This is a genomic window from Streptomyces sp. NPDC032126 (genome assembly GCF_055580085.1).
On sequence record NZ_JBVIMA010000006.1, the window covers coordinates 293,017 to 314,676 of the forward strand.

The following is a 21,660-nucleotide window of genomic DNA, read 5'->3' on the forward strand; positions in this document are numbered from 1 at the left end:
GGGCAGGGGAGGTACGGACCGGGTCTCGTCCTGACGGGCGCGGCCGACGCGACGGACAGCGGGAGGCAGCGGTGAGGACAGCGAACCTGGGGCCGGCGCAGCGGGCCGAGTCACTGGCGGCCATGGCCGAGCGCGAGCTGGACGTGCTGGTCGTGGGAGGTGGTGTGGTCGGGGCCGGCACGGCGCTGGACGCCGTCACCCGAGGACTGTCCACCGGCCTGGTGGAGGCGCGCGACTGGGCGTCGGGCACGTCGAGCAGGTCCAGCAAGCTGATCCACGGCGGCCTGCGCTATCTGGAGATGCTCGACTTCGCGCTCGTGCGCGAGGCGCTGAAGGAGCGCGGGCTGCTCCTGGAGCGCCTGGCGCCCCACCTGGTGAAACCCGTCCCCTTCCTCTACCCCCTCCAGCACAAGGGCTGGGAGCGGCTCTACGCGGGCTCGGGCGTCGCGCTCTACGACGTGATGTCCATGGCCCGGGGCCACGGCCGGGGCCTGCCGATGCACCGTCACCTGAGCCACCGTCACGCGCTGCGCGTGGCCCCCGCGCTGAAGAAGGACGCGCTGGTCGGCGCTCTGCAGTACTACGACGCCCAGATGGACGACGCCCGTTTCGTCACCACCCTCGTCCGCACGGCCGCCGCGTACGGCGCGAAGGCCGCCAACCGCGCGCGCGTGACGGGCTTCCTGCGCGAGGGCGAACGGGTCGTCGGGGCCAGGGTCCAGGACGTCGAGGCGGGCGGGGAGTACGACATCCGCGCCCAGCAGATCGTCAACGCCACGGGTGTGTGGACCGACGACACCCAGGCGATGGTCGGCTCCCGCGGGCAGTTCCACGTCCGGGCGTCCAAGGGCATCCACCTCGTCGTGCCCAAGGACCGCATCCACTCCACCACCGGGCTGATCCTGCGCACCGAGAAGTCCGTGCTCTTCGTCATCCCCTGGGGCCGGCACTGGATCATCGGCACCACCGACACCGACTGGGACCTCGACAAGGCCCACCCGGCCGCCTCCAGCGCCGACATCGACTACCTCCTCGAACATGTGAACTCCGTGCTCGCCGTGCCGCTGACCAGGGACGACGTCGAGGGGGTGTACGCCGGGCTGCGCCCGCTGCTGGCCGGCGAGTCCGACGCCACCAGCAAGCTGTCGCGCGAGCACACCGTGGCGCACCCGGTGCCGGGGCTGGTCGTCGTGGCGGGCGGCAAGTACACGACGTACCGGGTGATGGCCAAGGACGCCGTCGACGAGGCCGTGCACGGGCTCGACCTGCGGGTCGCGGACTGCGTGACGGAAGAGGTGCCGCTGCTCGGCGCGGAGGGCTACCGGGCGCTGTGGAACGCGCGAGCGCGCATCGCCGCCCGCACCGGGCTGCACGTGGTGCGGGTGGAGCATCTGCTGAACCGCTACGGGTCGATGACGGAGGAGGTCCTGGACCTCATCGCCTCCGACCCCTCCCTGGGCGAGCCGCTCCAGGCCGCCGACGACTATCTGCGCGCCGAGGTCGTCTACGCCGCCTCGCACGAGGGGGCCCGCCATCTGGACGACGTGCTGACCCGGCGCACCCGCATCTCCATCGAGACCTTCGACCGCGGCACCCGCAGCGCCCGCGAGGCCGCCGACCTGATGGCCCCGGTACTGGGCTGGGACAAGGACCAGGTCGAACGCGAGGTCCAGCACTACGAGAAGCGGGTGGAGGCGGAACGCGAGTCCCAGCTCCAGCCCGACGACCAGACGGCGGACGCGGCGCGCCTGGGCGCACCGGACATCGTGCCGCTGTGACGGTCGGCTCCCCCTCGGTGTGACGGTCTGTCCGCGTCCGCGTCCGCCCCGCCGGGTCTCGTGACGGGCTGTCGCCGGGTGTGCTCGGGATGTGCTGTTCCGGCGGCCCTCGAGGGGCAGTTCGAGGCGCGGAGGGGGCCGTGGCCGAACTGTGCTGTACCTATTGGCCGGATTGTGTCCCAGTGGGCGGGCGAGCAGGGGCCCCTGGGCGTCGGGCACTTGTCGGGTGAGGGACAATGGAGGCTCTGTCAGGGCGGGTTGCATGAGGGGACGCATGTCGGAGGCGGAGCGGGCGGGGGCATCCCGTCAGGACAAGAGCGCACGTCTCCTCGCCGGGCGGTACCGGCTGGGAGACGTACTCGGCCGCGGCGGCATGGGTACGGTGTGGCGCGCCGAGGACGAGACCCTCGGCCGTACGGTCGCCGTCAAGGAGCTGCGGTTCCCGTCGAACATCGACGAGGACGAGAAGCGCCGGCTGATCACCCGGACGCTGCGCGAGGCCAAGGCCATCGCCAGGATCCGCAACAACAGCGCGGTGACGGTCTTCGACGTGGTCGACGAGGACGACCGGCCGTGGATCGTGATGGAACTCGTCGAGGGCAAGTCGCTCGCCGAGGTCATCCGCGAGGACGGCCTGCTCTCGCCCAGGAGGGCGGCCGAGGTCGGCCTGGCCATCCTCGACGTACTGCGGTCCGCGCACCGCGAGGGCATCCTGCACCGCGACGTGAAGCCGTCCAACGTGCTGCTGGAGACCGAGACCGACCGCGTCGTCCTCACCGACTTCGGCATCGCCCAGGTCGAGGGCGACCCGTCCATCACCTCCACCGGCATGCTCGTCGGCGCCCCCTCCTACATCTCCCCGGAGCGCGCCCGCGGCCACAAGCCCGGCCCCGCGGCCGACCTGTGGTCGCTCGGCGGCCTGCTCTACGCCGCCGTCGAGGGCAGCCCGCCCTACGACAAGGGGTCGGCCATCGCGACGCTCACCGCGGTGATGACCGAGCCGCTGGAGGAGCCGAAGAACGCCGGTCCGCTGCGGGACGTCATCTACGGCCTGCTCACCAAGGACCCGGCCCGCCGACTCGACGACGCCGGGGCGCGGGCCATGCTGAACGCCGTCATCCACGCGCCCGACCGCGGGGTGGCCGAGCCGGCGGACACCACGAAGGTCGTACCGCTGCCCGCGCAGCCGGACCGGTCCGGGGGCAAGGGCGGTTCGACGGGCGGCGGCGAGGCGGCCGAGAAGCTGCGCGGTGCGCTGCGGTCCGTGCGCAAGGCCGCCGTCGCGGCGGGCGCGGCGACCTCGTCGGCCGCGTCCCGGGTCAAGCCGGGCGGCGAGAGCGGCACCTCCTCGGCGTCCGGCACGAAGTCCGGCCCGGCGTCCCGTCCGGTGGGCGGTGCGGCATCCGGCGCGGCCGCCGGTGCGGTCGCTGGTGCGGCCACCCCTCCGGTGACCCCTCCGTTGTCCGGCCCGGTCTCCGGTTCCGCCGCGACGACGTCCGTCAGCCCCACTCCCGGCGCCTCCTCCCCCTTGTCCGGCACGTCCGGCACGTCCGGCTCGTCCGGCGAGAACGGGGCGAGCGGCGGCCGTAGTTCGGGCTGGCCCGTGATGTCGCCCCCGGCCGATCTGCCGCCGCGGCAGGTCCCGAGGGCGCCGCTGACCGACGTGGTGCCCAAGCGGACCCTGGTGATCATCGCGGTGGTGGTCGTGCTGGCCGTGCTCGGCACCGTGCTGGCCCTCACCTTCGGCGGCGGCGACGACAACGACGGCGCGAGCGGCGGCGGTTCGAAGGCGGTCGCCGGCGCGACCGGGAACACCAAGGAGGACAAGGGCGGCGGAGCCCGTACGGACGGGTCGGCCTCGCCGTCCGCCCAGCCGAGTTCCGCCGCCACGCCCGGCAGCGGTGCGGCCACCGCGGGCGGTGCCGGGGCACAGGTGTCGCCCGGCGCCGGCGCGGTGTCGACGCACCAGGGCGGCCAGGGGTACTCCATCGGCCTGCCCGCCGGATGGAAGTTCCAGAGCACCGGCTCGGCGGGGGACCGTTTCACCGGCCCCGACGGACAGAAGCTGCTCATCGGCTGGACCAGCACGCCCAAGGACGACCCGGTCGCCGACTGGGAGAACCAGGCCCGCTACATGGTCCGCTCGCAGTACACGAAGATCCGTATAGAGAAGGTGGACTTCAAGGGCTGGAACACCGCCGACTGGGAGTTCACCTACGAGGAGAACGGCACCGTGTACCGCACCGTCGACCGCGGGTTCGTCGTCAACGACCACCAGGGGTACGCGCTGATGTACACGGCGAAGGCCGCCGACTGGAGCGGTGCGCGCAGCGTCACGGCCTGGAAGACCTTCACGGAGACCTTCCAGCCGAAGAAGTGAGATCTGGCATCCCCTCTTTGCGGGTTGCCTCCGGCACGTATCGTGAATGCTTGCGGACCGTACGCAGCCGTGAGCACGCGCGGAACGGAACGCCAGGCGAACGGAATTGACCGACCGGGCGGCCGGGGGAGGCATCGTGGACGACTATGCGGGTCGGGTACTCGCCGACCGCTACCGCCTGCCCCTGCCGCCGTCCGACGAGTACGAACTCACCGAGACCCGGGCCTTCGACACCTACAGCGGGCAGGAAGTCCTGGTCCGGCAGGTGCCGTTGCCGGAGGTCGTCGAGGCGGAGGTGCTCGACGCGGAGGGGCTGCCCGACGGTTTCACCGCGCGTGAGCGCAGGCCGTCCGGCCGGGGCACGGCCGCCGGGAGCACACGCCGGCCCTCCGACCCGGTCGTACGCCGGGCGGTCGAGGCCGCGCAGGCCGCCGCCCGGATCCCCGACCACCCCCGGCTCGACCAGGTCTTCGACGTGTTCGCCGAGGGCGGTTCGCTCTGGGTCGTCAGCGAGTTGGTGGCCGCGCGGCCGCTGGCGGCGCTGCTCGCCGAGCGGCCGCTGACGCCGTACCGGGCGGCAGAGGTCGCCTCCGACGTGCTGATGGCGCTGCGCGTGCTGCACGCGCACGGCTGGGTGCACCGCAACATCACCGCGCGCACCGTGCTGGTCTGCGACGACGGGCGGGTCATGCTGACCGGGCTCGCGGTCGGGGCGGCGGAGGAAGCGCTGTGCGGATACGACCCGGTGCCGACGGAGGACGGACCAGCCGCCCCCACGCCCGCCCCCGGCGCCGGCGCGGGCGGTGGCGGTGCGGTGAGCGGGCTCAGCGCGGCCGACGCCGAGGCGGCCCGACGCGCGGCCATCGAGGCGCGGGCGGTCAGCGGACCGGCCACGAGCGCCGCCGGATCCACCGGCAGAGTCCCGGCGCCGGGAGCCGTCGCGCCCCGGGTCCCGGAGACCGGCGGGGACATCAGGGCCGCGCGCGCCGGGGCCATCGCCGCGTACCGCGCGGGCGCCCGGGCGGCGGCCCGCGTACAGGAGTCCCAACAGAACGGCCGAGCCGCGCTCCCGGGCGCCCGCACCCCGGCCGAGGAACAGGGCGGCCGTCCTGTTCCCGCGTCGCCGTACGGCACGGAGGGCGGCCCGCTGGGCGGCACCCCGGTGCCTGCCTCGCCGTACGGTGTCGGCGGGGGCGTGCCTCCGGGGCAGATCGCCGACCCGTACGGCGTGCGCGGCGCACCCGCGCCCCTCCCGTCGGCCCCCGCGCTGCCCGCGCCCGGACCCGGGCCCGCTCCCGTTCCCGCCGGCGCCACCGCCCCGCCTCCCGCCCGTTGGGACGATCTCGTCGGTGGGCGGCCCGTGGGGCGGGGGCCCGCCACCGCGCTGGCCGCCGAGCGGGCGCGGCAGGCACGGATGGCCGTGGTGGGCCCCGTGACCGAGCGCTGGGCGCCCGAGCAGGCCGGACCGGTCCACGAGAACTGGCAGTTGGCGGCGCCCATCGGCCCCGCGACCGACCTGTGGGCGCTCGGCGCGCTGCTCTTCCGCGCCGTCCAGGGACACGCCCCGTACCCGGAGGAGTCCACGGCCGAGCTGGTGCAGATGGTGTGCGCCGAGCCGCCCGCCTTCGCCGAGGAGTGCGGGCCGCTGCGGCCCGTCGTGGAGTCGCTGCTGCGTCAGGACCCCACCGAGCGCCCCGACGTCGAGGAGCTGAACGGCTGGCTGCGCTCCCTGGTGCGGTCCGCGCCGGAGCCGGAGGCCGGGGCGTACGTCGTCGCCGCGCCGCCGGCCGACCCGCACCGCCTGCCGATCGTGCGCCCCCGGGGCGTGCTGGTGCGCAGGCGCCGTGCCGGGCTGCCCGCGCCGCACGGACGGCACAAGCGGGGCAGACAGGAGGCGGTGGCCCGTTCGCCGCGCAGCCTCGGTCGTACGCTGCTGGTGCTGATCCTGCTCGTGCTGGCGGCGGCCGTCGCGTACGCCGTGCTGTTCATGCCGAAGGCCGACAAGGACGCGGCGAGCGGCACGGGCACCGGAGCCACGCAGCCCGCCGGCCAGACCGGACAGGCCGGACAGACGGGCCGGGCGCCGGAGTCGAGCAGCGAGCCCCGGCCCGAGCAGACCTCGCCCGGCCCCGGGAACAGCGAGGGCACCGAGACCCGGTCCGGCTCCGACCCCGCGGTCGCCGATGGCTTCACCCTGCGCACGGACGACGCCGGTTTCCGTATCGCCGTGGCGAACGGCTGGGACCGCGCGCCGAAGAACGGCCGGGGTCAGATCGTGTACTCCCACGGGGACTTCTCGCTGATCGTCGTCCCCGGCCGGGACTCCGCCGCGCAGTACGGCAGCGACCCGATGGCCTACCAGCGGGAACGGGAGACCGAGCTCCAGCCCTACCGCGACTCCAGCTGGGCCACCGCCTCCGGGCTGCGGACCACGACGGTGGGACAGCGGACCATGGCCGAGGGGCAGTTCACCTGGACCGGCCCCGACGGGCGCGAACTGTTCGTGCGCAACGTCGCGATCCTCCTCGGCGGGCGCTATCACGTCGTCCAGGTGCGCGGCCCGGAGGCCGAGCGCGACGAGGTGACCCGGCTGTACGAACAGGCCGTGGCGAGCTACCGGCCGACGGGCTGAGCCGCAGGTGACGCCCGGTTCCCGAGCGGCGGAAGAAGCGACAACCGTCACAGTGCGGTCTCCTTGGGACCCCGCTGGTTCCAAGGACGAGGGCCGGTCTTTACGCTGACCCTGACAAGAGCATTGCGGGGCAACGTGAATCAGATGCAGGGCCTGCTCCTCGCGGGCCGCTACCGGCTCGCCGACGCCATCGGCAGCGGCGGCATGGGGCGGGTGTGGCGTGCCCACGATGAGCTGCTGCACCGGGCGGTCGCCATCAAGGAACTCACCGCCGCGCTCTACGTCTCCGAGAGCGAGCAGCCCGTCCTGCTGGCGCGCACGCGGGCGGAGGCGCGCGCCGCCGCGCGCATCAACCACTCCGCCGTCGTCACCGTGCACGACGTGCTCGAACACGACGGCCGCCCCTGGATCGTGATGGAGCTGGTCGAGGGGCGTTCCCTCGCCGACGCCGTCAAGGAGGACGGGCGCGTCGAGCCCACCGAGGCCGCCCGGATCGGCCTGTGGGTGCTGCGGGCGCTGCGCGCCGCGCACTCCGCGGGCGTCCTGCACCGCGACGTCAAACCCGGCAACGTGCTCATCGCCCACGACGGCCGCGTCCTGCTCACCGACTTCGGCATCGCCCAGATCGAGGGCGACACCACCATCACCCGCACCGGAGAGGTCGTCGGCTCCGTCGACTATCTCGCCCCCGAGCGGATCCGGGGTCACGACCCCGGGCCCTCCTGCGACCTGTGGGCGCTCGGCGCCACGCTGTACACGGCGGTCGAGGGACGCTCGCCGTTCCGGCGCACCTCGCCGCTGTCGACCATGCAGGCGGTCGTGGAGGAGGAGGCGACGGACCCGCGCTACGCCGGTCCGCTCGGCCCCGTCATCACCGCGCTCCTGCGCAAGGACCCGGCGACCCGGCCCGGCACCGCCGAGGTCGAGCAGATGCTCGCCGAGGCGGCGGAGGGCCGCCATCCGCGCGAGGCGCAGGCGTACGTCCCGACGCAGTACGGGGGCCCGGACCGGGGGAACGCGGGAGGCGGGCAGCCGTACGGCGCGCCCGGGGACGCGTCGACGGGCGGTCAGCAGCCGGGATACGGGGGGCGCGAGGGCGCGTCGACGGGCGGTCAGCAGCCGTACACGAGCGGGGCGCACACCACGCCGGGGGCGCACGCGGCGGAGGGCTCGCACGGCGCGTCCCCACAGGGCTCGCACGGCACGCACGGCGCGTCCCCGCACGGCGTGCACGGCGCGTCAGGGGCGCACACGCCTCCCACCGGCCACACGCCCCCCGGCGCTCACACACCCCCCGGGGCGTACGCGACGCCGGGTGCGCCGGGGTCGTACGCTCCGATGCATTCCGACGGCCACACGCCCCCGCCGCACCACTCGACCGGCCCGCACTCCATCGGTGGCCCGAACACCACCGGTCCGAAAACCACCGGCCCGACCCCGACCGGCCCGACCACCATCGGCCCGACCCCGATGGGCCCCGCCGCTCCCGCCGGCCGGCCCCGGCGCCGTCTGCTGCGGACGCTCGCCCTCGTGGTCGCCGCCGCCGCACTGGTCGGTGGCGCCACGGCCGTCGTGCTCCAGCAGGGCCACAAGGGGCCGGACAGCCAGGGCGGCGGCAACTCCGCCTCGTCCTCGCCGCGTCCCTCCGCGTCCGCGTCCCCTTCCGGCACCGACACCGACGCGTCGGTCGCCGTGAAGGACCCGCTGGGCTTCCGGCTGTCCCTCCCGAAGGGCTGGGAGCGGCAGGTCTACCAGGACGCCGGCGACCTCAAGCAGATCGACTACACGCCCGACGGCGGCGAGCACTTCGTCCGGATCGCCATCGACACCTCCCCGGACTACGACGACCCCTACGAGCACCAGCGCGACCTCGACGAGCAGTTGCACCGGCTCGTCGACTACCGGCAGGTGACCCTGGAGCGGAACATCTACCGCGACCGCCAGGGCTCCCAGTGGGAGTACACCTGGACCGCGCAGGCCAAGGACACGAAGTTCCCCGGGCCGCGCCGCGCGAAGGAGGAGACGTACCTCGGCCGGGACGGCACCGAGTACGTGATCTACATCTCCTCGCCCGCCAAGGACTGGGACCTGACGGCCCAGCAGTTCGAGTCGGTGCTGCGCAGCTGGCGGGAGCCCGGCGGATCCTCCTGACCACGACCGGCACGACCGGGTGGTTGGCCGGTCGGCGCCCCGGAGGCGGGGCGTCCGGTGCGGCATGATGGGGCGCATGGGGACCGAGGGGGACGACGACCGCCGTGTGATCGCGGGCCGGTACCGGCTGGAGACGCGACTCGGGCGCGGTGGCATGGGCGTGGTGTGGCGGGCGACCGACGAGTTGCTGGGGCGCCGGGTCGCGGTCAAGGAGCTGGCCCAGGACATCACCGGCGCCGACACCGAGGCCCGCGACCGCCGCGACCGCGTCCTGCGCGAGGCACGCGCGGTGGCGCAGCTGCGGCACGCGCACATCATCGTGGTGCACGACGTGGTGGTCGAGGACGAACGGCCGTACATCGTCATGGAGTTGATCGACGGCGGCTCGCTGGCCGACCGGATCGCCGAGCACGGCCCGGTCGAGCCGGACGAGGCCGCGCGGATCGGCGTCGCTCTGCTCGGCGCCCTGCGCGCGGCCCATGAGGCCGGTGTGCTGCACCGGGACATCAAGCCCGCGAACGTCCTCATCGAGTCCGGCAGCGACCGCGTCGTCCTCACCGACTTCGGGATCGCGCAGGTCGCGGGCGCCACCACGCTCACCGAGACCGGCTCCTTCGTCGGCTCGCCCGAGTACACCGCGCCCGAGCGGATGTCCGGCGCCCGCACCGGCCCCGAGTCCGACCTGTGGTCCCTCGGCGCGCTGCTGTGCACCGCGCTGAGCGGTGAATCGCCGTTCCGCCGTGACTCGTTGGGCGGCATCCTGCACGCCGTCGTCTTCGACGAGATCCGTACGCCCGAGCAGGCCCGCCCCCTGGCGCCCGTCGTACGGGGGCTGCTGGAGCGCGACCCCGACCGGCGGCTGGACGCGGCACAGGCCGAACGGATGCTGCGCGCCTTCCTCGACACCGGGCGGACGCCACCGGTGCCGGCCGACCACACGCCCACGCAGCGGGACGTGCCGAGCCCCCCGCCCACCCCACCGGCTCCCGGTTCCCCGAAGGAGCCGCGCTCCACGAGAGGAGTCCTGGTCGCCGCGATCCTGGTCGCGGCGATGGCCGGTGCCGGGGTGTCGGCGGCGGCCCTCCTGGTGGACCACGGCGACGGGGACTCGGGCAAGCCCACCAGCTCGGCACCGCACACGCCCGGAACGGCCGCCGCGTCCGCCGGCGGCTCCCGGCCCCCGTCCGGATCCGCGTCGCCGGCCCCCACGGTCACCGTGACGCGTACCTCGGCGCCCGCCTCCGCCACCTCCGGCCGGCCCACGGCGCCCAACGCGCCCACCGCGCCTTCCGGGTATCGCCTCGCCGACGACCCCTTCGGCTTCTCACTCGCCGTGCCCGACGACTTCACCCGCAGCCCGCAGGGCGAGCGCGTCTTCTACCTCTCCCCGGGCGGCACGTTCCGCCTCGGCGTCAAGGTCTCCGCCGCCGACCCGTCCGGCCCGCTCGCCGTGATGCGGCGGTCGGCCGACCATGGCTCCGACACCAACCCCGGTTACCGCGACGGCGTGGTCACCGAGACCACGCACGGCGGACGGCCCGCCGCCCTCTGGGAGTTCACCTGGAACGGCTTCAGCGCGGCGGAGGGCCCCCGGCACACGTACGACCTGTGCTGGCAGGAGGGCGGGCGGATGTACGACGTCTGGGTGTCGGCGCCGGTCGGGAAGGTGCGCGAGGCGCGGGAGTACTTCGATGTCGCGGTCGACACGTTCGTACGGACCTGAAGGCGGCCAGGTCACGGGTGTGTGACCGGTTCGCCCGGCCGGTGGAAGCGGGCCGCGTGGCGCGATATGGATGGACGCATGAACGACTTCGGGGGAGCCCGTCATCCGGCAGACGACACGACGAGTTTCGTTCTGCAACCGCCGAACCCGGCCGCCGTCCCCGCCCCCGCCCCGGCGCCCGCCCCCGAGTCCGCCCCTGTTCAGCCCCCCGGTGTCGGCCGGCTCATCGCCGGTCGCTACCGCCTTCTGGCCAAGCTCGGCCACGGCGGCATGGGTACGGTCTGGCGGGCGAAGGACGAGACGGTGGACCGTGAGGTGGCCGTCAAGGAGCCCCGCGTACCGGACCACCTTCCCGAAAGGGAACGGGCCAACGCCTTCGAGCGGATGCGCCGCGAGGCGCGTGCCGCGGCGCGGCTGGATCATCCGGCCGTCGTCGATGTGCACGATGTCGCCATCGTGGACGGCCAGCCGTGGATCGTGATGGAGCTGGTGCGCGGCCGCTCCCTCGGCGACGCCCTCCAGGAGGGCACGCTCAGTGCGCGCGAGGCGGCCCGGATCGGCCTGGAGGTGCTCGGCGCGCTGGAGGCCGCGCACGCGGCGGGCATCCTGCACCGGGACGTGAAGCCGGACAACGTGCTCCTCGGCCGGTACGACCGGGTCGTGCTCACCGACTTCGGCATCGCCCAGATCGAGGGCGAGACCAATCTGACCGACACCGGCGGCTTCGTCGGCTCGCCCGAGTACATCGCCCCCGAGCGGGTGCTCGGCCAGCGGCCCGGCCCGGCCTCCGACCTGTGGTCGCTGGGCGTGGTGCTGTACGCGGCGACCGAGGGCGTCTCCCCGTTCCGCCGCAGCAACACCCCGGCGACCCTCCAGTCCGTCCTCAACGCCGCGCCCGCCCCGCCGACGGCCGCCCCCGGACCGCTCGCCGAGGTCGTGAGCGGACTGTTGGAGAAGGACCCGGCCCGCCGCCCGGACGCCGCGCGCGTCCGCGCGCTGCTGGAGGCGGCCGCCCATCCGCCCGCGCCGCAGCCGACGCAGATCGTGCGCGAGGTCGAAGTGCCGCGCCGCGGGCGGACCTTGGGGCGCGGCGCGTGGATCGGGCTCGGCGCGGCCGTCGTCGCGGCGGCGGCCGCCGCGTACCTCGTGCTCGCCGACCCCTTCGCCGGACCGCTGCCCGACCACTGGGCGAAGCACCACGAGAAAAACGTCACCGCGACCCTCGCCGTGCCGGACGGCTACCAGCGGACCGTCCCCGACCGGAAGTCGGACGCCAAGCACTGGGTCGCCTACACCGACCCCAGCGGCGGCATCTCGGTGATCCTGTCGGTCGCCCGCAGGGCCGAGGACGACAGCAAGCAGATCAAGGACTCGGCCGCCGCCGAGATGTACGCCGACAACGGGGAGTTCAAGGAGAGCGGCGACTACGAACTCGACGTGCCCAAGGCGCCGCGCACCCGTCCCGACGACAACGCCACCTTCCACGGCCGCAAGGCCGCCGGGAACACCCTGGTCTTCACCACGGACGACACCGAGAACCCGCGCCCCCGCGAGCTGAGGATCTTCTACTACCGAAGCTCCGCCGGCGACATGTACAAACTGACCGTCGCCTACCCGGGCAAGGGCGACTTCACCGAGCGCGGTCGAGAGGTGGCGCGCACGGCGATCGCGAACCTGGACGTGGACCGGCTCTGAGCCCCGTCCTGGACCCGCGTCGACAACCGAGGGCCGCGCACGGTAGTCATGAGGCATGAGCGACGACCGGGGCGCCGGGGGCGACAACGACCGGATAGTGGGCGGGCGTTACCGGCTGCTCGAACGCATCGGCTCCGGCGGCATGGGCACCGTCTGGCGGGCCCACGACGAGCTCGTCGACCGCGAAGTCGCCGTCAAGGAGCCCCGGTTGCCCGGCGAGCCCGGCGACGAGTCCCACCGCCGGGCCGCCCACCGCCTCTACCGCGAGGCCCGTGCGGCCGCCCGCGTCGACCACCCCTGCGCGGTCGCCATCCACGACGTCGTCGTCGAGGAGGGGGAGGGCGAGGACGGTCTCCCCTGGATCGTCATGGAGCTGGTGCGCGGCGAGTCCCTGCAGCAGGTGCTGGCGCGCGGCCCGCTGGAACCCGCCGAGGCCGCCCGCGTCGGCCTCGCCGTCCTCGGCGCCCTGCGCGCCGCGCACGCCGTCGGCATCGTCCACCGTGACGTGAAACCGGCGAACGTCCTGCTCGGCGCCCGGGGCCGGGTCGTCCTCACCGACTTCGGCATCGCCCACGTCCAGGGCGAGGAATCCCTCACCGCCATCGGCGAGTTCGTCGGTTCACTGGAGTTCGTCGCCCCCGAGCGCATGTCCGGCCGGAGCGCCGGCCCGCCCTCCGACCTGTGGTCCCTGGGCGTCCTCCTGTACGCCGCCGTGGAGGGCTGGTCCCCGTTCCGCCGTACGACGCTGGAGTCGACGCTCGCCGCCATCCTCACCGCCGAACTGCCCGAGCCGCGACGGGCGGGGGCGCTGGGACCGCTGCTCGTACGGCTGCTGGCGAAGGATCCCGCGCTGCGCCCGGAGGCGGAGGAGGCGGAGGAGGAACTGGCCGCGATCGCGGGGCGGCAGGAGGACGATCAGACCGAGGCCGGGGGCGGCGCCAAACCCGACGCCGAGGGCGACGTGGCGGCCGGGAGCGAGATCCGGAGCAGCTCCCCTCAAGACGCCGCCCAGCTAAGGGAGTTGGGCGAACGGGACCACGGCACCCTACGGCTGGCCCCCGAGCCCCGCACCCAGGTCCTGGACGAGCGCCCCCAGCCCCCACGGCCCCGCCCCCTGCACCGCCGCCCGGCCCCCCTCGTCCTCCTGGCCGCTCTCCTGGTCGGCGCCACCTCGATCGCGACCTTCCTCCTCCTCGGCCCGGACAGCGACGCGGTGACCGGGAACACCGCGAGCCCCCGCCCCACCCCCACCGCCTCGCCCCCGGTCTCCGTCTCGCCGTCCGCCCCCGGCAACTGGACCACCCACCGCGAGCCGGACATGGACGCGATCCTCTTCCTCCCCGCCGCCTACGAGGAGTTCGCCCGCCAGGGCAGCGCGAACTTCCAGCCCCGCATGGTCGAATACGCGGCCGGCTCGGTCCAGGTCCGCCTCGTCGCGTGGGACAAGGCCCCGCGCGACCCCCTCATGACCCAGGCGAAGGCGCACGCGGCGACCTGGTCCGTCTACGGCGACGACATCACGCGCTACACGTCCACCAGCCTCCGGGGCCGCCCCGCCGTGCAGTCCGACACGGCCTACGGCGACGAAGGCGCCCGGCACCGCGTCATGGAGCTATTCGTCCGGACCGACGACGGCCGGCAGTACGAGCTGCGGGTCGACATGCCCCGGGGCACGGCCGAGGAGAAACAGGGCATGGACGTGTTCAAGGCGGCCCGGGACCGGATGGAGATCGGGACCCGCTGACTCCGGCCCCCGTCCTCGTACAACGGCCTGATCAGCGGGTTTGCTGCCAGTGGTCACTGGCGGGATGTGTGCGGTCGGTGAATCCGCATTACCGGCGGGTACACAAAGGCCCCGCCGCGGCATACCCTGCGCCTCATGACCGACGCGCAGGCCCCTGAGAAGACCGCTACCGGCACCAACCCCGTCGCTCCCGCCCCGGCCGGCGTCCGTACCGCCGCCGATGTGGTCACTCCGGAGCTGATCGCCCAGCTCACCAAGGGGGTGGCCGGCTCGGGCCGGACCGCCAACCACACGCCGTTCACCGGCGAGAAGCTCGCCGACGTACCGGAGTCCACGCCCGAGGACGTGGCCGCCGCCTTCGAGCGGGCCCGCGCCGCGCAGGCCGTCTGGGCGCAGGTGCCGGTGCGCGAGCGCGCGGCGGTGCTGCTGCGCTTCCACGACCTGATCCTGGAGCGTCAGGCCGAGGTCCTCGACCTGATCCAGCTGGAGACCGGCAAGGCCCGGCTGCACGCGCACGAGGAGCTCCAGGCCGTCGCCGTCGCGTCCCGCCACTACGGCCGCAAGGCCCCCGCCTATCTGCGGCCGAAGCGGCACGCGGGTGCCGTGCCGACCCTGACGAAGGTCACCGAACTGCGCCACCCGCGCGGTGTCGTCGGCCAGATCGCCCCCTGGAACTACCCGCTGGAGCTGTCCGTCGGCGACGCGCTGCCCGCCTTCGTCGCGGGCAACGCGGTGGTGATGAAGCCGGACACCGAGACCTGCCTGACCGCGCTGTGGGCCCGCGATCTGCTCATCGAGGCCGGGCTGCCCGCCGACGTCTTCCAGATCGTGATCGGCGAGGGCCCGGTGGTGGGCCCCGCGGTCGTCGAACACGCCGACTACGTCTCCTTCACCGGCTCCACCCGCACCGGCCGCGAGGTCGCCCGGGGCGCCGCCGAACGGCTGATCGGGGTCTCGCTCGAACTCGGCGGCAAGAACGCCATGCTGGTCCTGGAGGACGCGGACGTGGAGAAGGCCGCCGCGGGCGCCGTCCGCGCCTGCTTCTCCTCCGCCGGCCAACTCTGCATCTCCATCGAGCGGGTGTACGTCCACGAGTCCGTCGCGGACGTCTTCGTCGAGCGGTTCGCCGCCCGGACGAAGGCCATGCGGCTCGGCACGTCCCTCGCGTACGGGGCGGACATGGGCTCCCTGGCCGGGGAGCGGCAGCTGGAGGCCGTACGGCGGCACGTCGACGATGCGGTCGCCAAGGGCGCGAAGGTCGTCGCCGGCGGTGTGGCCCGGCCCGACGTCGGCCCGTACTTCTTCGAGCCCACCATCCTCGACGGCGTCGAGGCGCCGATGGCGGTGTGCGCCGAGGAGACCTTCGGCCCGGTCGTCTCCATCTACCGCTTCAGGACCGAGGACGAGGCCGTCGAGCACGCCAACTCCACGCCGTACGGCCTCAACGCGTCGGTCTGGACGAAGGACGGCCGGCGCGGCCGCGCCATCGCCTCCCGCCTGCGCACCGGCACGGTCAACGTCAACGAGGGCTACGCGCCGGCGTACGGCAGCGTCCAGTCCCCGATGGGCGGCATGAAGGACTCGGGTCTGGGCCGCCGGCACGGCTCCGAGGGCATCCTCAAGTACACGGAGGCCCAGACCGTGGCCCAGCAGCGGCTGCTGCCGATGGCGCCGTCGCTGGGGATGGACGACGAGAAGTACGCGCAGTTCATGAGCCGGAGCCTGCGGCTGATGAAGGCCCTGCGCTTCAAGTAGGACATTCGTTCTCAACGAGGAGAGCATGTGCCACAGGACACCTACGACTACGACGTCATCGTCGTCGGCTCGGGCTTCGGAGGCTCCGTCACCGCCCTTCGCCTCACCGAGAAGGGCTATCGCGTAGGCGTCCTGGAAGCCGGCCGCCGCTGGACCCGCGAGAGCCTCCCGAAGAACTCCTGGGACCTGAGGAACTACCTCTGGGCCCCGAAGCTCGGCCTGTACGGCATCCAGCGCATCCACCTGCTGGGCAACGTCATGGTGCTGGCCGGCGCGGGCGTGGGCGGCGGCTCGCTCAACTACGCCAACACCCTCTACGTACCGCCCAAGGCGTTCTTCGACGACCCCCAGTGGAAGGACATCACCGACTGGCAGGAGGAGCTGAGCCCGTACTACGACCAGGCGCGCCGCATGCTCGGCGTACGGCTCAACCCGACGATGACCCCCTCCGACGTGCACCTGAAGGCGGCGGCGGAGCGGATGGGCGTCGGGGACACCTTCCATCTGGCGCCGGTCGGCGTGTTCTTCGGGGACGGCGAGGACGCCGACGGCACGGCGAAGGCGAAGCCGGGGGAGGAGGTGGCCGACCCGTACTTCGGCGGGGCGGGCCCGTCCCGCAAGGCCTGCGTGGAGTGCGGCGAGTGCATGACCGGCTGCCGGCACGGCGCCAAGAACACCCTCAACGAGAACTACCTCCACCTCGCCCAGAAGGCGGGCGCCGTCGTCCACCCGCTGACCACGGTCGTGTCGGTCACGGACGACTCCCGGGGCGGCTACGCGGTGGCGACGCTGCCGACGGACGACCGGCGGAAGTCCCGGGGCCGCGTCTTCACGGCCCACCGGGTCGTCCTGGCGGCGGGCACCTACGGCACGCAGACCCTGCTGCACCGGATGAAGGCCAACCGCCAACTGCCGTACCTCTCCGACCGCCTGGGCGAACTGACCCGCACCAACTCCGAGGCGCTGGTGGGCGCCCAGACCGACAACCGGCGCTACCGCAAGGCGACGGGCGCGCCGCGCGTCGACTTCACCCGTGGCGTGGCCATCACGTCCTCCATCCACCCGGACGAGAACACCCACATCGAGCCGGTGCGCTACGGCCGCGGCTCGAACGCGATGGGCGGCCTGTCGATCCTCCAGGTCCCCTACACGGACGGCGGATCGGGCGGCTCACGGGTGGCGTCCTGGCTGGCGAGCGCGGCCCGGCACCCGCTGCTCGTCCTGCGGTCCCTGTCGAACCGCCGCTGGTCGGAGCGGACCATCATCGGCCTGGTGATGCAGTCGCTGGACAACTCCCTGACGACGTACCTGAAGCCGAACGGCGTGGGCAAGGGACTGCTGACCGCCCGGCAGGGCCATGGCGCCCCCAACCCCAAGCAGATCAAGGCGGCGTCGGAGGCCGCGTCCGTCATCGCCGCCGACATCAACGGCTTCGCGGGCTCCAACGTAGGCGAGCTGATGGGCACCCCGCTCACCGCCCACTTCCTGGGCGGCTGCCCGATCGGCGACTCGCGCGAGACCGGCGTCATCGACCCGTATCACCGCCTCTACGGCCACCCCGGCATCTCGGTGGTCGACGGCGCGGCGGTCTCGGCGAACCTCGGCGTGAACCCGTCCCTGACGATCACCGCCCAGGCCGAGCGGGCGATGTCGTACTGGCCGAACAAGGGCGAGGAGGACCCGCGACCGGCCCAGGGCGCGGCCTACGTCCGTCTCCAGCCCGTCGAGCCCAAGTCACCGGTGGTCCCGGCGGGCGCCTTCGGCGCGCTGAAGCTGCCGTTCCTGGGGATGCCGACGGTGCCGCCGAAGAAGTAGACACCGGCGAGCAGTCACTCACGGCGAACAGCAGAAGGGACCTGCGCCCCCCTCCGAGTGCAGGTCCCTTCTGCCGTCTGGCGTCACACGTGTCTCACACGTGGGAGCCGGTCCTGCGGCGGCGGGCGACGAAGATCGCGCCGGCACCGGCGACGACGGCGGCACCGCCGACGAGGCCGACGATCGGCAGCGCGGAGCTGGAGCCCGTCTCGGCGAGGTGGCCGCTGATCTCCTTGGCCTGGCCCTGGGCCTTGACGTCCGAGGGCTTGTCACCGTTCGGCTTGGCGTCGTCCACGTCACCCGCGTCGCTGCCGGCGCCGAGGATGGTGATGTCGTAGGCGTCGGCGTTGAAGAAGCACGTGGACGCCTTGCCGACGTAGAGCGCGTCGCTCATGGCGAAGGTCGCGCCCGCCGGGGCCTTCGGGCTGATCTTCACCCGGAGGTCGAGGGTGGCGGTGTCACCGTCCTCCAGGTCGTCGATCACGCCCACGAAGGAGCTGGACGCGGTGTACTCCTTGCCGTCCTCGTCCACGTAGGAGTCCTGGTAGCCGCTCGTCCACTTGCCGTCCTCCTTGACCTGGAGCTCGGCGAGGCCGTCGTTGAGGAAGACGTCGGAGTCGTCGGCGTACTCAGCGAACGTGTCGACCCACACGTGGTCGAGGTCGTGGCCGGTCTTGTTGGTGACCTCGAAGGTGAAGTCGTGCCAGCCGGAACCCGCGACGATCTTGCTCGGCAGGCCCTTGAGGGAGGCCGTGATCCTGTCGTCCATCTCGACGTCGGCGCAGTCCTTGGCCGGGTCGAAGTCGTCGTCCGACGCACTGGCCGACGGGCTCGTGCTCGCCGAGGCGGAGGCGGAGGCGGAGGACGAGGAGGACGACGACGCCGAGGAGGAGCCCGACGGCGTGCCGGTCGACGTCTGGCTCTGCGAGCCGGACGGCGTGGAGCCGGTGAGGGTGTCGGGCGTGCTCTCGCCGCCGGACTCGGACGGCGACGCGGACGTGCTCTGCGAGGAGCTGTCGCTCGGGGAGGGCGAGGCCGTCTCCGTCGCGAAGGCGGTGGGCGCGGACAGCAGGACCAGCGGCGTGATGGCGGCTGTCGCGGCCGCGGTGACCAGGGCGCGGCGAAGCTTCATGAAGACCTCGTGGGATCCGTTGCTCGTGTTACGGAACCTTTGATCAGCGAAGCCTGTGAATGGTTGCGTCCGCTCTCACGGAATCTTTATGTGACCTGTGCCATACGTGCGATCGCGGGGAAGGACCCCGTCATCCGTACGAGGAAGGGCCCCGCGGGACGGATCCGCGGGGCCCTTCTTTCTCGGTCAGCACCGGCGTCAGGGCAGCGCCGGTGCCAGGAAGCGGCGCCGGGGGGTTGCGCCGCTGGTCTGGACTGTTGGGGGCGGGCTTGCTCGCATCGTGCGTTGTTCTGTTGTTCCGCCGGTCGGCCCCGGGCGTCCCCGAGGCCGGCCGTTCTCTTGGGTGACCGGGCTGCTGTCCCCTGCCGTCCGGTCACTTCCCTGGGGCGAGGTCCCACGGCGCACGGCACGATCCGTACGCCTCATCGCCCCAGCGAGCCACGCGTGGTTCTTCCGGGCCCGCCCCTGGCTGGCGCGGACACCGGTACCAACGAAGCCGTCCGGGGCCGGTCACGGGCCGTACGGGTGAGAGCGGGCCCGAACTCAGATGCGACCCCGGCACAGTTCGAGCAGGGTCATCGCGAGCGAGGTGCCCGGCTTGCCGAGCGCCTCGCGGTAGTGGTCGAGGATCTCCATCTCCCGGGAGAGGTTCACCCGCCGGCCGCCCGAGCCGATGCGGGCGTCCTGGATCACGGCCGAGACGGCCATCCGTTCCTGGATCAGACCGATGATCCGGTCGTCGAGCGCGTCGATGCGCTCGCGCGCACCGGAGATCACATCGGCGGCCTCGGCGGTACGGGCGCCGGTCTTCTCCGTGCGGGTGGTCTTCTCCGTGCTGGTGGCGGTCGTGACGGTCATGGCGGGGGCTCCTTGTGCGGTGGTCGCCACCCCGAGTGCCGGCAAACCCCGGAAAACGACAGGCGCCCCGGGCCTTGTCGGCCCGGGGCGCCTGGTAAGTCGCTTGGCGTTGCGCTCAAGCAGCACGACCATGGCAGCCGGCGGGCCGGATGCCATAGGTAAAGAGGAAGGTCGCGTGCGTGAGCATGGGCCCAGTATGCAGGGCCGGGAGGGCGGGCCCAAGCCGGTTCGCATGGTGAGACACGGCCGGGGCGGATCGCTGCGCGCCCGGCCGGGTCAGGTGGTGGATGGGCGCAGGTCCGGGGGCGGGAGGGCGCAGCCCCCGGGGACGGCACCGGTCCGACGGCCACCTCGGTAGAATCGGGCACACAGACCCCCGCCCGACCACCAGAAGGCTCCCGTGTCACCAGCGACTCCGACTGCCGCCGCCCCCGACACCGTCCTGGTCGTCGACTTCGGCGCGCAGTACGCCCAGCTCATCGCCCGCCGAGTCCGCGAGGCGCGGGTCTACAGCGAGATCGTGCCGAGCACCATGCCGGTCGAGGAGATCCTCGCCAAGAACCCCGCGGCGATCATCCTCTCCGGCGGCCCCTCGTCCGTGTACGAGGAGGGCGCCCCCCGTCTCGACCGCGCGATCTTCGAAGCCGGCGTCCCCGTCTTCGGCATGTGCTACGGCTTCCAGCTCATGGCCCAGTCCCTCGGCGGCACCGTCGACAACACCGGCGCCCGCGAGTACGGCCGTACGGACCTGCACGTCTCCCGGTCGTCCTCCACCCTCTTCGAGGGCACCCCGGACGAGCAGCACGTGTGGATGTCGCACGGCGACGCCTGCTCCGCCGCCCCCGAGGGCTTCACCGTCACCGCGTCCACGGACGTCGTCCCGGTCGCCGCCTTCGAGAACGACGAGAAGCGGCTCTACGGCGTCCAGTACCACCCCGAGGTCATGCACTCCACGCACGGCCAGCAGGTCCTGGAGCACTTCCTCTACCGCGGCGCCGGCCTGAAGCCCGACTGGACCACCGGCAACGTGATCGAGGAGCAGGTCGCCGCGATCCGCGAGCAGGTCGGCGACAAGCGCGCGATCTGCGGTCTGTCCGGCGGCGTCGACTCCGCCGTGGCCGCGGCCCTCGTCGCCCGCGCCATCGGCGACCAGCTGACCTGCGTGTACGTCGACCACGGCCTGATGCGCAAGGGCGAGACCGAGCAGGTCGAGAAGGACTTCGTGGCCGCGACCGGCGTGAAGCTGGTCGTCGTCGACGCGGAGGAGCGCTTCCTGACCGCCCTCAAGGGCGTCTCGGACCCCGAGGAGAAGCGGAAGATCATCGGCCGCGAGTTCATCCGCGTCTTCGAGCAGGCCCAGGCCGACATCATCGCGGACGAGGGCCCGGCCGTGGAGTTCCTCGTCCAGGGCACCCTCTACCCCGACGTCGTCGAGTCCGGCGGCGGCACCGGCACGGCGAACATCAAGTCGCACCACAACGTCGGCGGCCTCCCCGAGGACCTCGAATTCCAGCTCGTCGAGCCGCTGCGCAAGCTGTTCAAGGACGAGGTCCGGATGGTCGGCCAGGAGCTCGGCCTGCCCGAGGAGATCGTCCAGCGCCAGCCGTTCCCCGGCCCCGGCCTCGGCATCCGGATCGTCGGCGAGGTGACGAAGGAGCGTCTGGACCTCCTCCGTGACGCCGACGCCATCGCCCGCGAGGAGCTCACGGCCGCCGGTCTCGACCGCGAGATCTGGCAGTGCCCGGTGGTCCTCCTCGCGGACGTCCGCTCGGTCGGCGTCCAGGGCGACGGCCGCACCTACGGCCACCCGATCGTCCTGCGCCCGGTCTCCTCCGAGGACGCCATGACCGCCGACTGGTCGCGGCTGCCGTACGACGTCATCGCGAAGATCTCGACCCGCATCACCAACGAGGTCCGGGACGTCAACCGCGTCGTCGTCGACGTCACCAGCAAGCCCCCGGGCACCATCGAGTGGGAGTGAGCCTCCGCGAAGGCTC

Annotated in this window: 12 protein-coding genes; 10 read left to right on the forward strand and 2 right to left on the reverse strand. The window is 73.2% G+C overall.

From position 1 onward, the window contains the following. Positions 1-71 precede the first annotated feature (71 nt). The 9 genes from ACZ5NW_RS23770 to ACZ5NW_RS23810 all read left to right on the forward strand — a co-directional run bounded on the left by ACZ5NW_RS23770 (position 72) and on the right by ACZ5NW_RS23810 (position 17,673). Positions 72-1,778 carry a glycerol-3-phosphate dehydrogenase/oxidase gene (locus ACZ5NW_RS23770; protein ID WP_468745881.1) on the forward strand — a complete coding sequence of 569 codons (1,707 nt, stop codon included), beginning with the start codon at positions 72-74 and terminating at the stop codon, positions 1,776-1,778. 274 nt (positions 1,779-2,052) lie between these two features. Next, entirely contained in the window at positions 2,053-4,158 is a 2,106-nt protein-coding gene (locus ACZ5NW_RS23775) for a serine/threonine-protein kinase (RefSeq protein WP_468746170.1), read from the forward strand. A gap of 136 nt (positions 4,159-4,294) precedes the next feature. Next, positions 4,295-6,790: a protein kinase gene (locus tag ACZ5NW_RS23780; protein WP_468745882.1), complete on the forward strand. Its 2,496-nt coding sequence runs from the start codon at positions 4,295-4,297 to the stop codon at positions 6,788-6,790. Between the two features lie 144 nt (positions 6,791-6,934). Continuing rightward, a complete protein-coding gene (locus ACZ5NW_RS23785) occupies positions 6,935-8,941 on the forward strand; it encodes a serine/threonine-protein kinase (RefSeq protein ID WP_468745883.1) in 2,007 nt (668 codons plus the stop codon). Between the two features lie 76 nt (positions 8,942-9,017). Then, complete coding sequence (locus ACZ5NW_RS23790) at positions 9,018-10,664, forward strand: serine/threonine-protein kinase (RefSeq protein ID WP_468745884.1); 1,647 nt, start codon at positions 9,018-9,020, stop codon at positions 10,662-10,664. Between the two features lie 78 nt (positions 10,665-10,742). Then, a complete protein-coding gene (locus ACZ5NW_RS23795; protein ID WP_468745885.1) occupies positions 10,743-12,359 on the forward strand; it encodes a serine/threonine-protein kinase in 1,617 nt (538 codons plus the stop codon). Positions 12,360-12,414: 55 nt separating this feature from the next. Further along, complete coding sequence (locus tag ACZ5NW_RS23800; protein WP_468745886.1) at positions 12,415-14,103, forward strand: serine/threonine-protein kinase; 1,689 nt, start codon at positions 12,415-12,417, stop codon at positions 14,101-14,103. A 135-nt stretch (positions 14,104-14,238) separates the two neighbouring features. Beyond that, positions 14,239-15,858, forward strand: a complete 1,620-nt coding sequence (locus ACZ5NW_RS23805) for a succinic semialdehyde dehydrogenase (protein WP_468745887.1) — start codon at positions 14,239-14,241, stop codon at positions 15,856-15,858. Positions 15,859-15,885: 27 nt separating this feature from the next. Beyond that, entirely contained in the window at positions 15,886-17,673 is a 1,788-nt protein-coding gene (locus ACZ5NW_RS23810; RefSeq protein WP_468745888.1) for a GMC family oxidoreductase N-terminal domain-containing protein, read from the forward strand. 94 nt (positions 17,674-17,767) lie between these two features. On the opposite strand, the gene ACZ5NW_RS23815 is transcribed toward ACZ5NW_RS23810, so the two are convergent. Together ACZ5NW_RS23815 and ACZ5NW_RS23820 are read right to left on the reverse strand one after the other, a co-directional pair. Next, positions 17,768-18,805, reverse strand: a complete 1,038-nt coding sequence (locus ACZ5NW_RS23815; protein WP_468745889.1) for an LAETG motif-containing sortase-dependent surface protein — start codon at positions 18,803-18,805, stop codon at positions 17,768-17,770. 543 nt (positions 18,806-19,348) lie between these two features. Next, on the reverse strand, positions 19,349-19,663 hold the full coding sequence (locus ACZ5NW_RS23820; protein WP_468745890.1) for a chorismate mutase: 315 nt from the start codon (positions 19,661-19,663) through the stop codon (positions 19,349-19,351). Positions 19,664-20,063: 400 nt separating this feature from the next. Here ACZ5NW_RS23820 and guaA point away from each other — a divergent pair, with 400 nt between their 5' ends. Then, positions 20,064-21,644: a glutamine-hydrolyzing GMP synthase gene (guaA, locus tag ACZ5NW_RS23825; protein WP_468745891.1), complete on the forward strand. Its 1,581-nt coding sequence runs from the start codon at positions 20,064-20,066 to the stop codon at positions 21,642-21,644. Positions 21,645-21,660: the final 16 nt, after the last annotated feature.

Coding starts and splice junctions, on each gene's coding strand:
- ACZ5NW_RS23790 (WP_468745884.1), top strand. CDS start 9,018: ATGGGGACCGAGGGGGACGACGACCGCCGTGTGATCGCGGGCCGGTAC.
- ACZ5NW_RS23775 (WP_468746170.1), top strand. CDS start 2,053: ATGTCGGAGGCGGAGCGGGCGGGGGCATCCCGTCAGGACAAGAGCGCA.
- ACZ5NW_RS23800 (WP_468745886.1), top strand. CDS start 12,415: ATGAGCGACGACCGGGGCGCCGGGGGCGACAACGACCGGATAGTGGGC.
- ACZ5NW_RS23795 (WP_468745885.1), top strand. CDS start 10,743: ATGAACGACTTCGGGGGAGCCCGTCATCCGGCAGACGACACGACGAGT.
- ACZ5NW_RS23820 (WP_468745890.1), bottom strand. CDS start 19,663: ATGACCGTCACGACCGCCACCAGCACGGAGAAGACCACCCGCACGGAG.
- ACZ5NW_RS23805 (WP_468745887.1), top strand. CDS start 14,239: ATGACCGACGCGCAGGCCCCTGAGAAGACCGCTACCGGCACCAACCCC.
- ACZ5NW_RS23785 (WP_468745883.1), top strand. CDS start 6,935: ATGCAGGGCCTGCTCCTCGCGGGCCGCTACCGGCTCGCCGACGCCATC.
- ACZ5NW_RS23815 (WP_468745889.1), bottom strand. CDS start 18,805: ATGAAGCTTCGCCGCGCCCTGGTCACCGCGGCCGCGACAGCCGCCATC.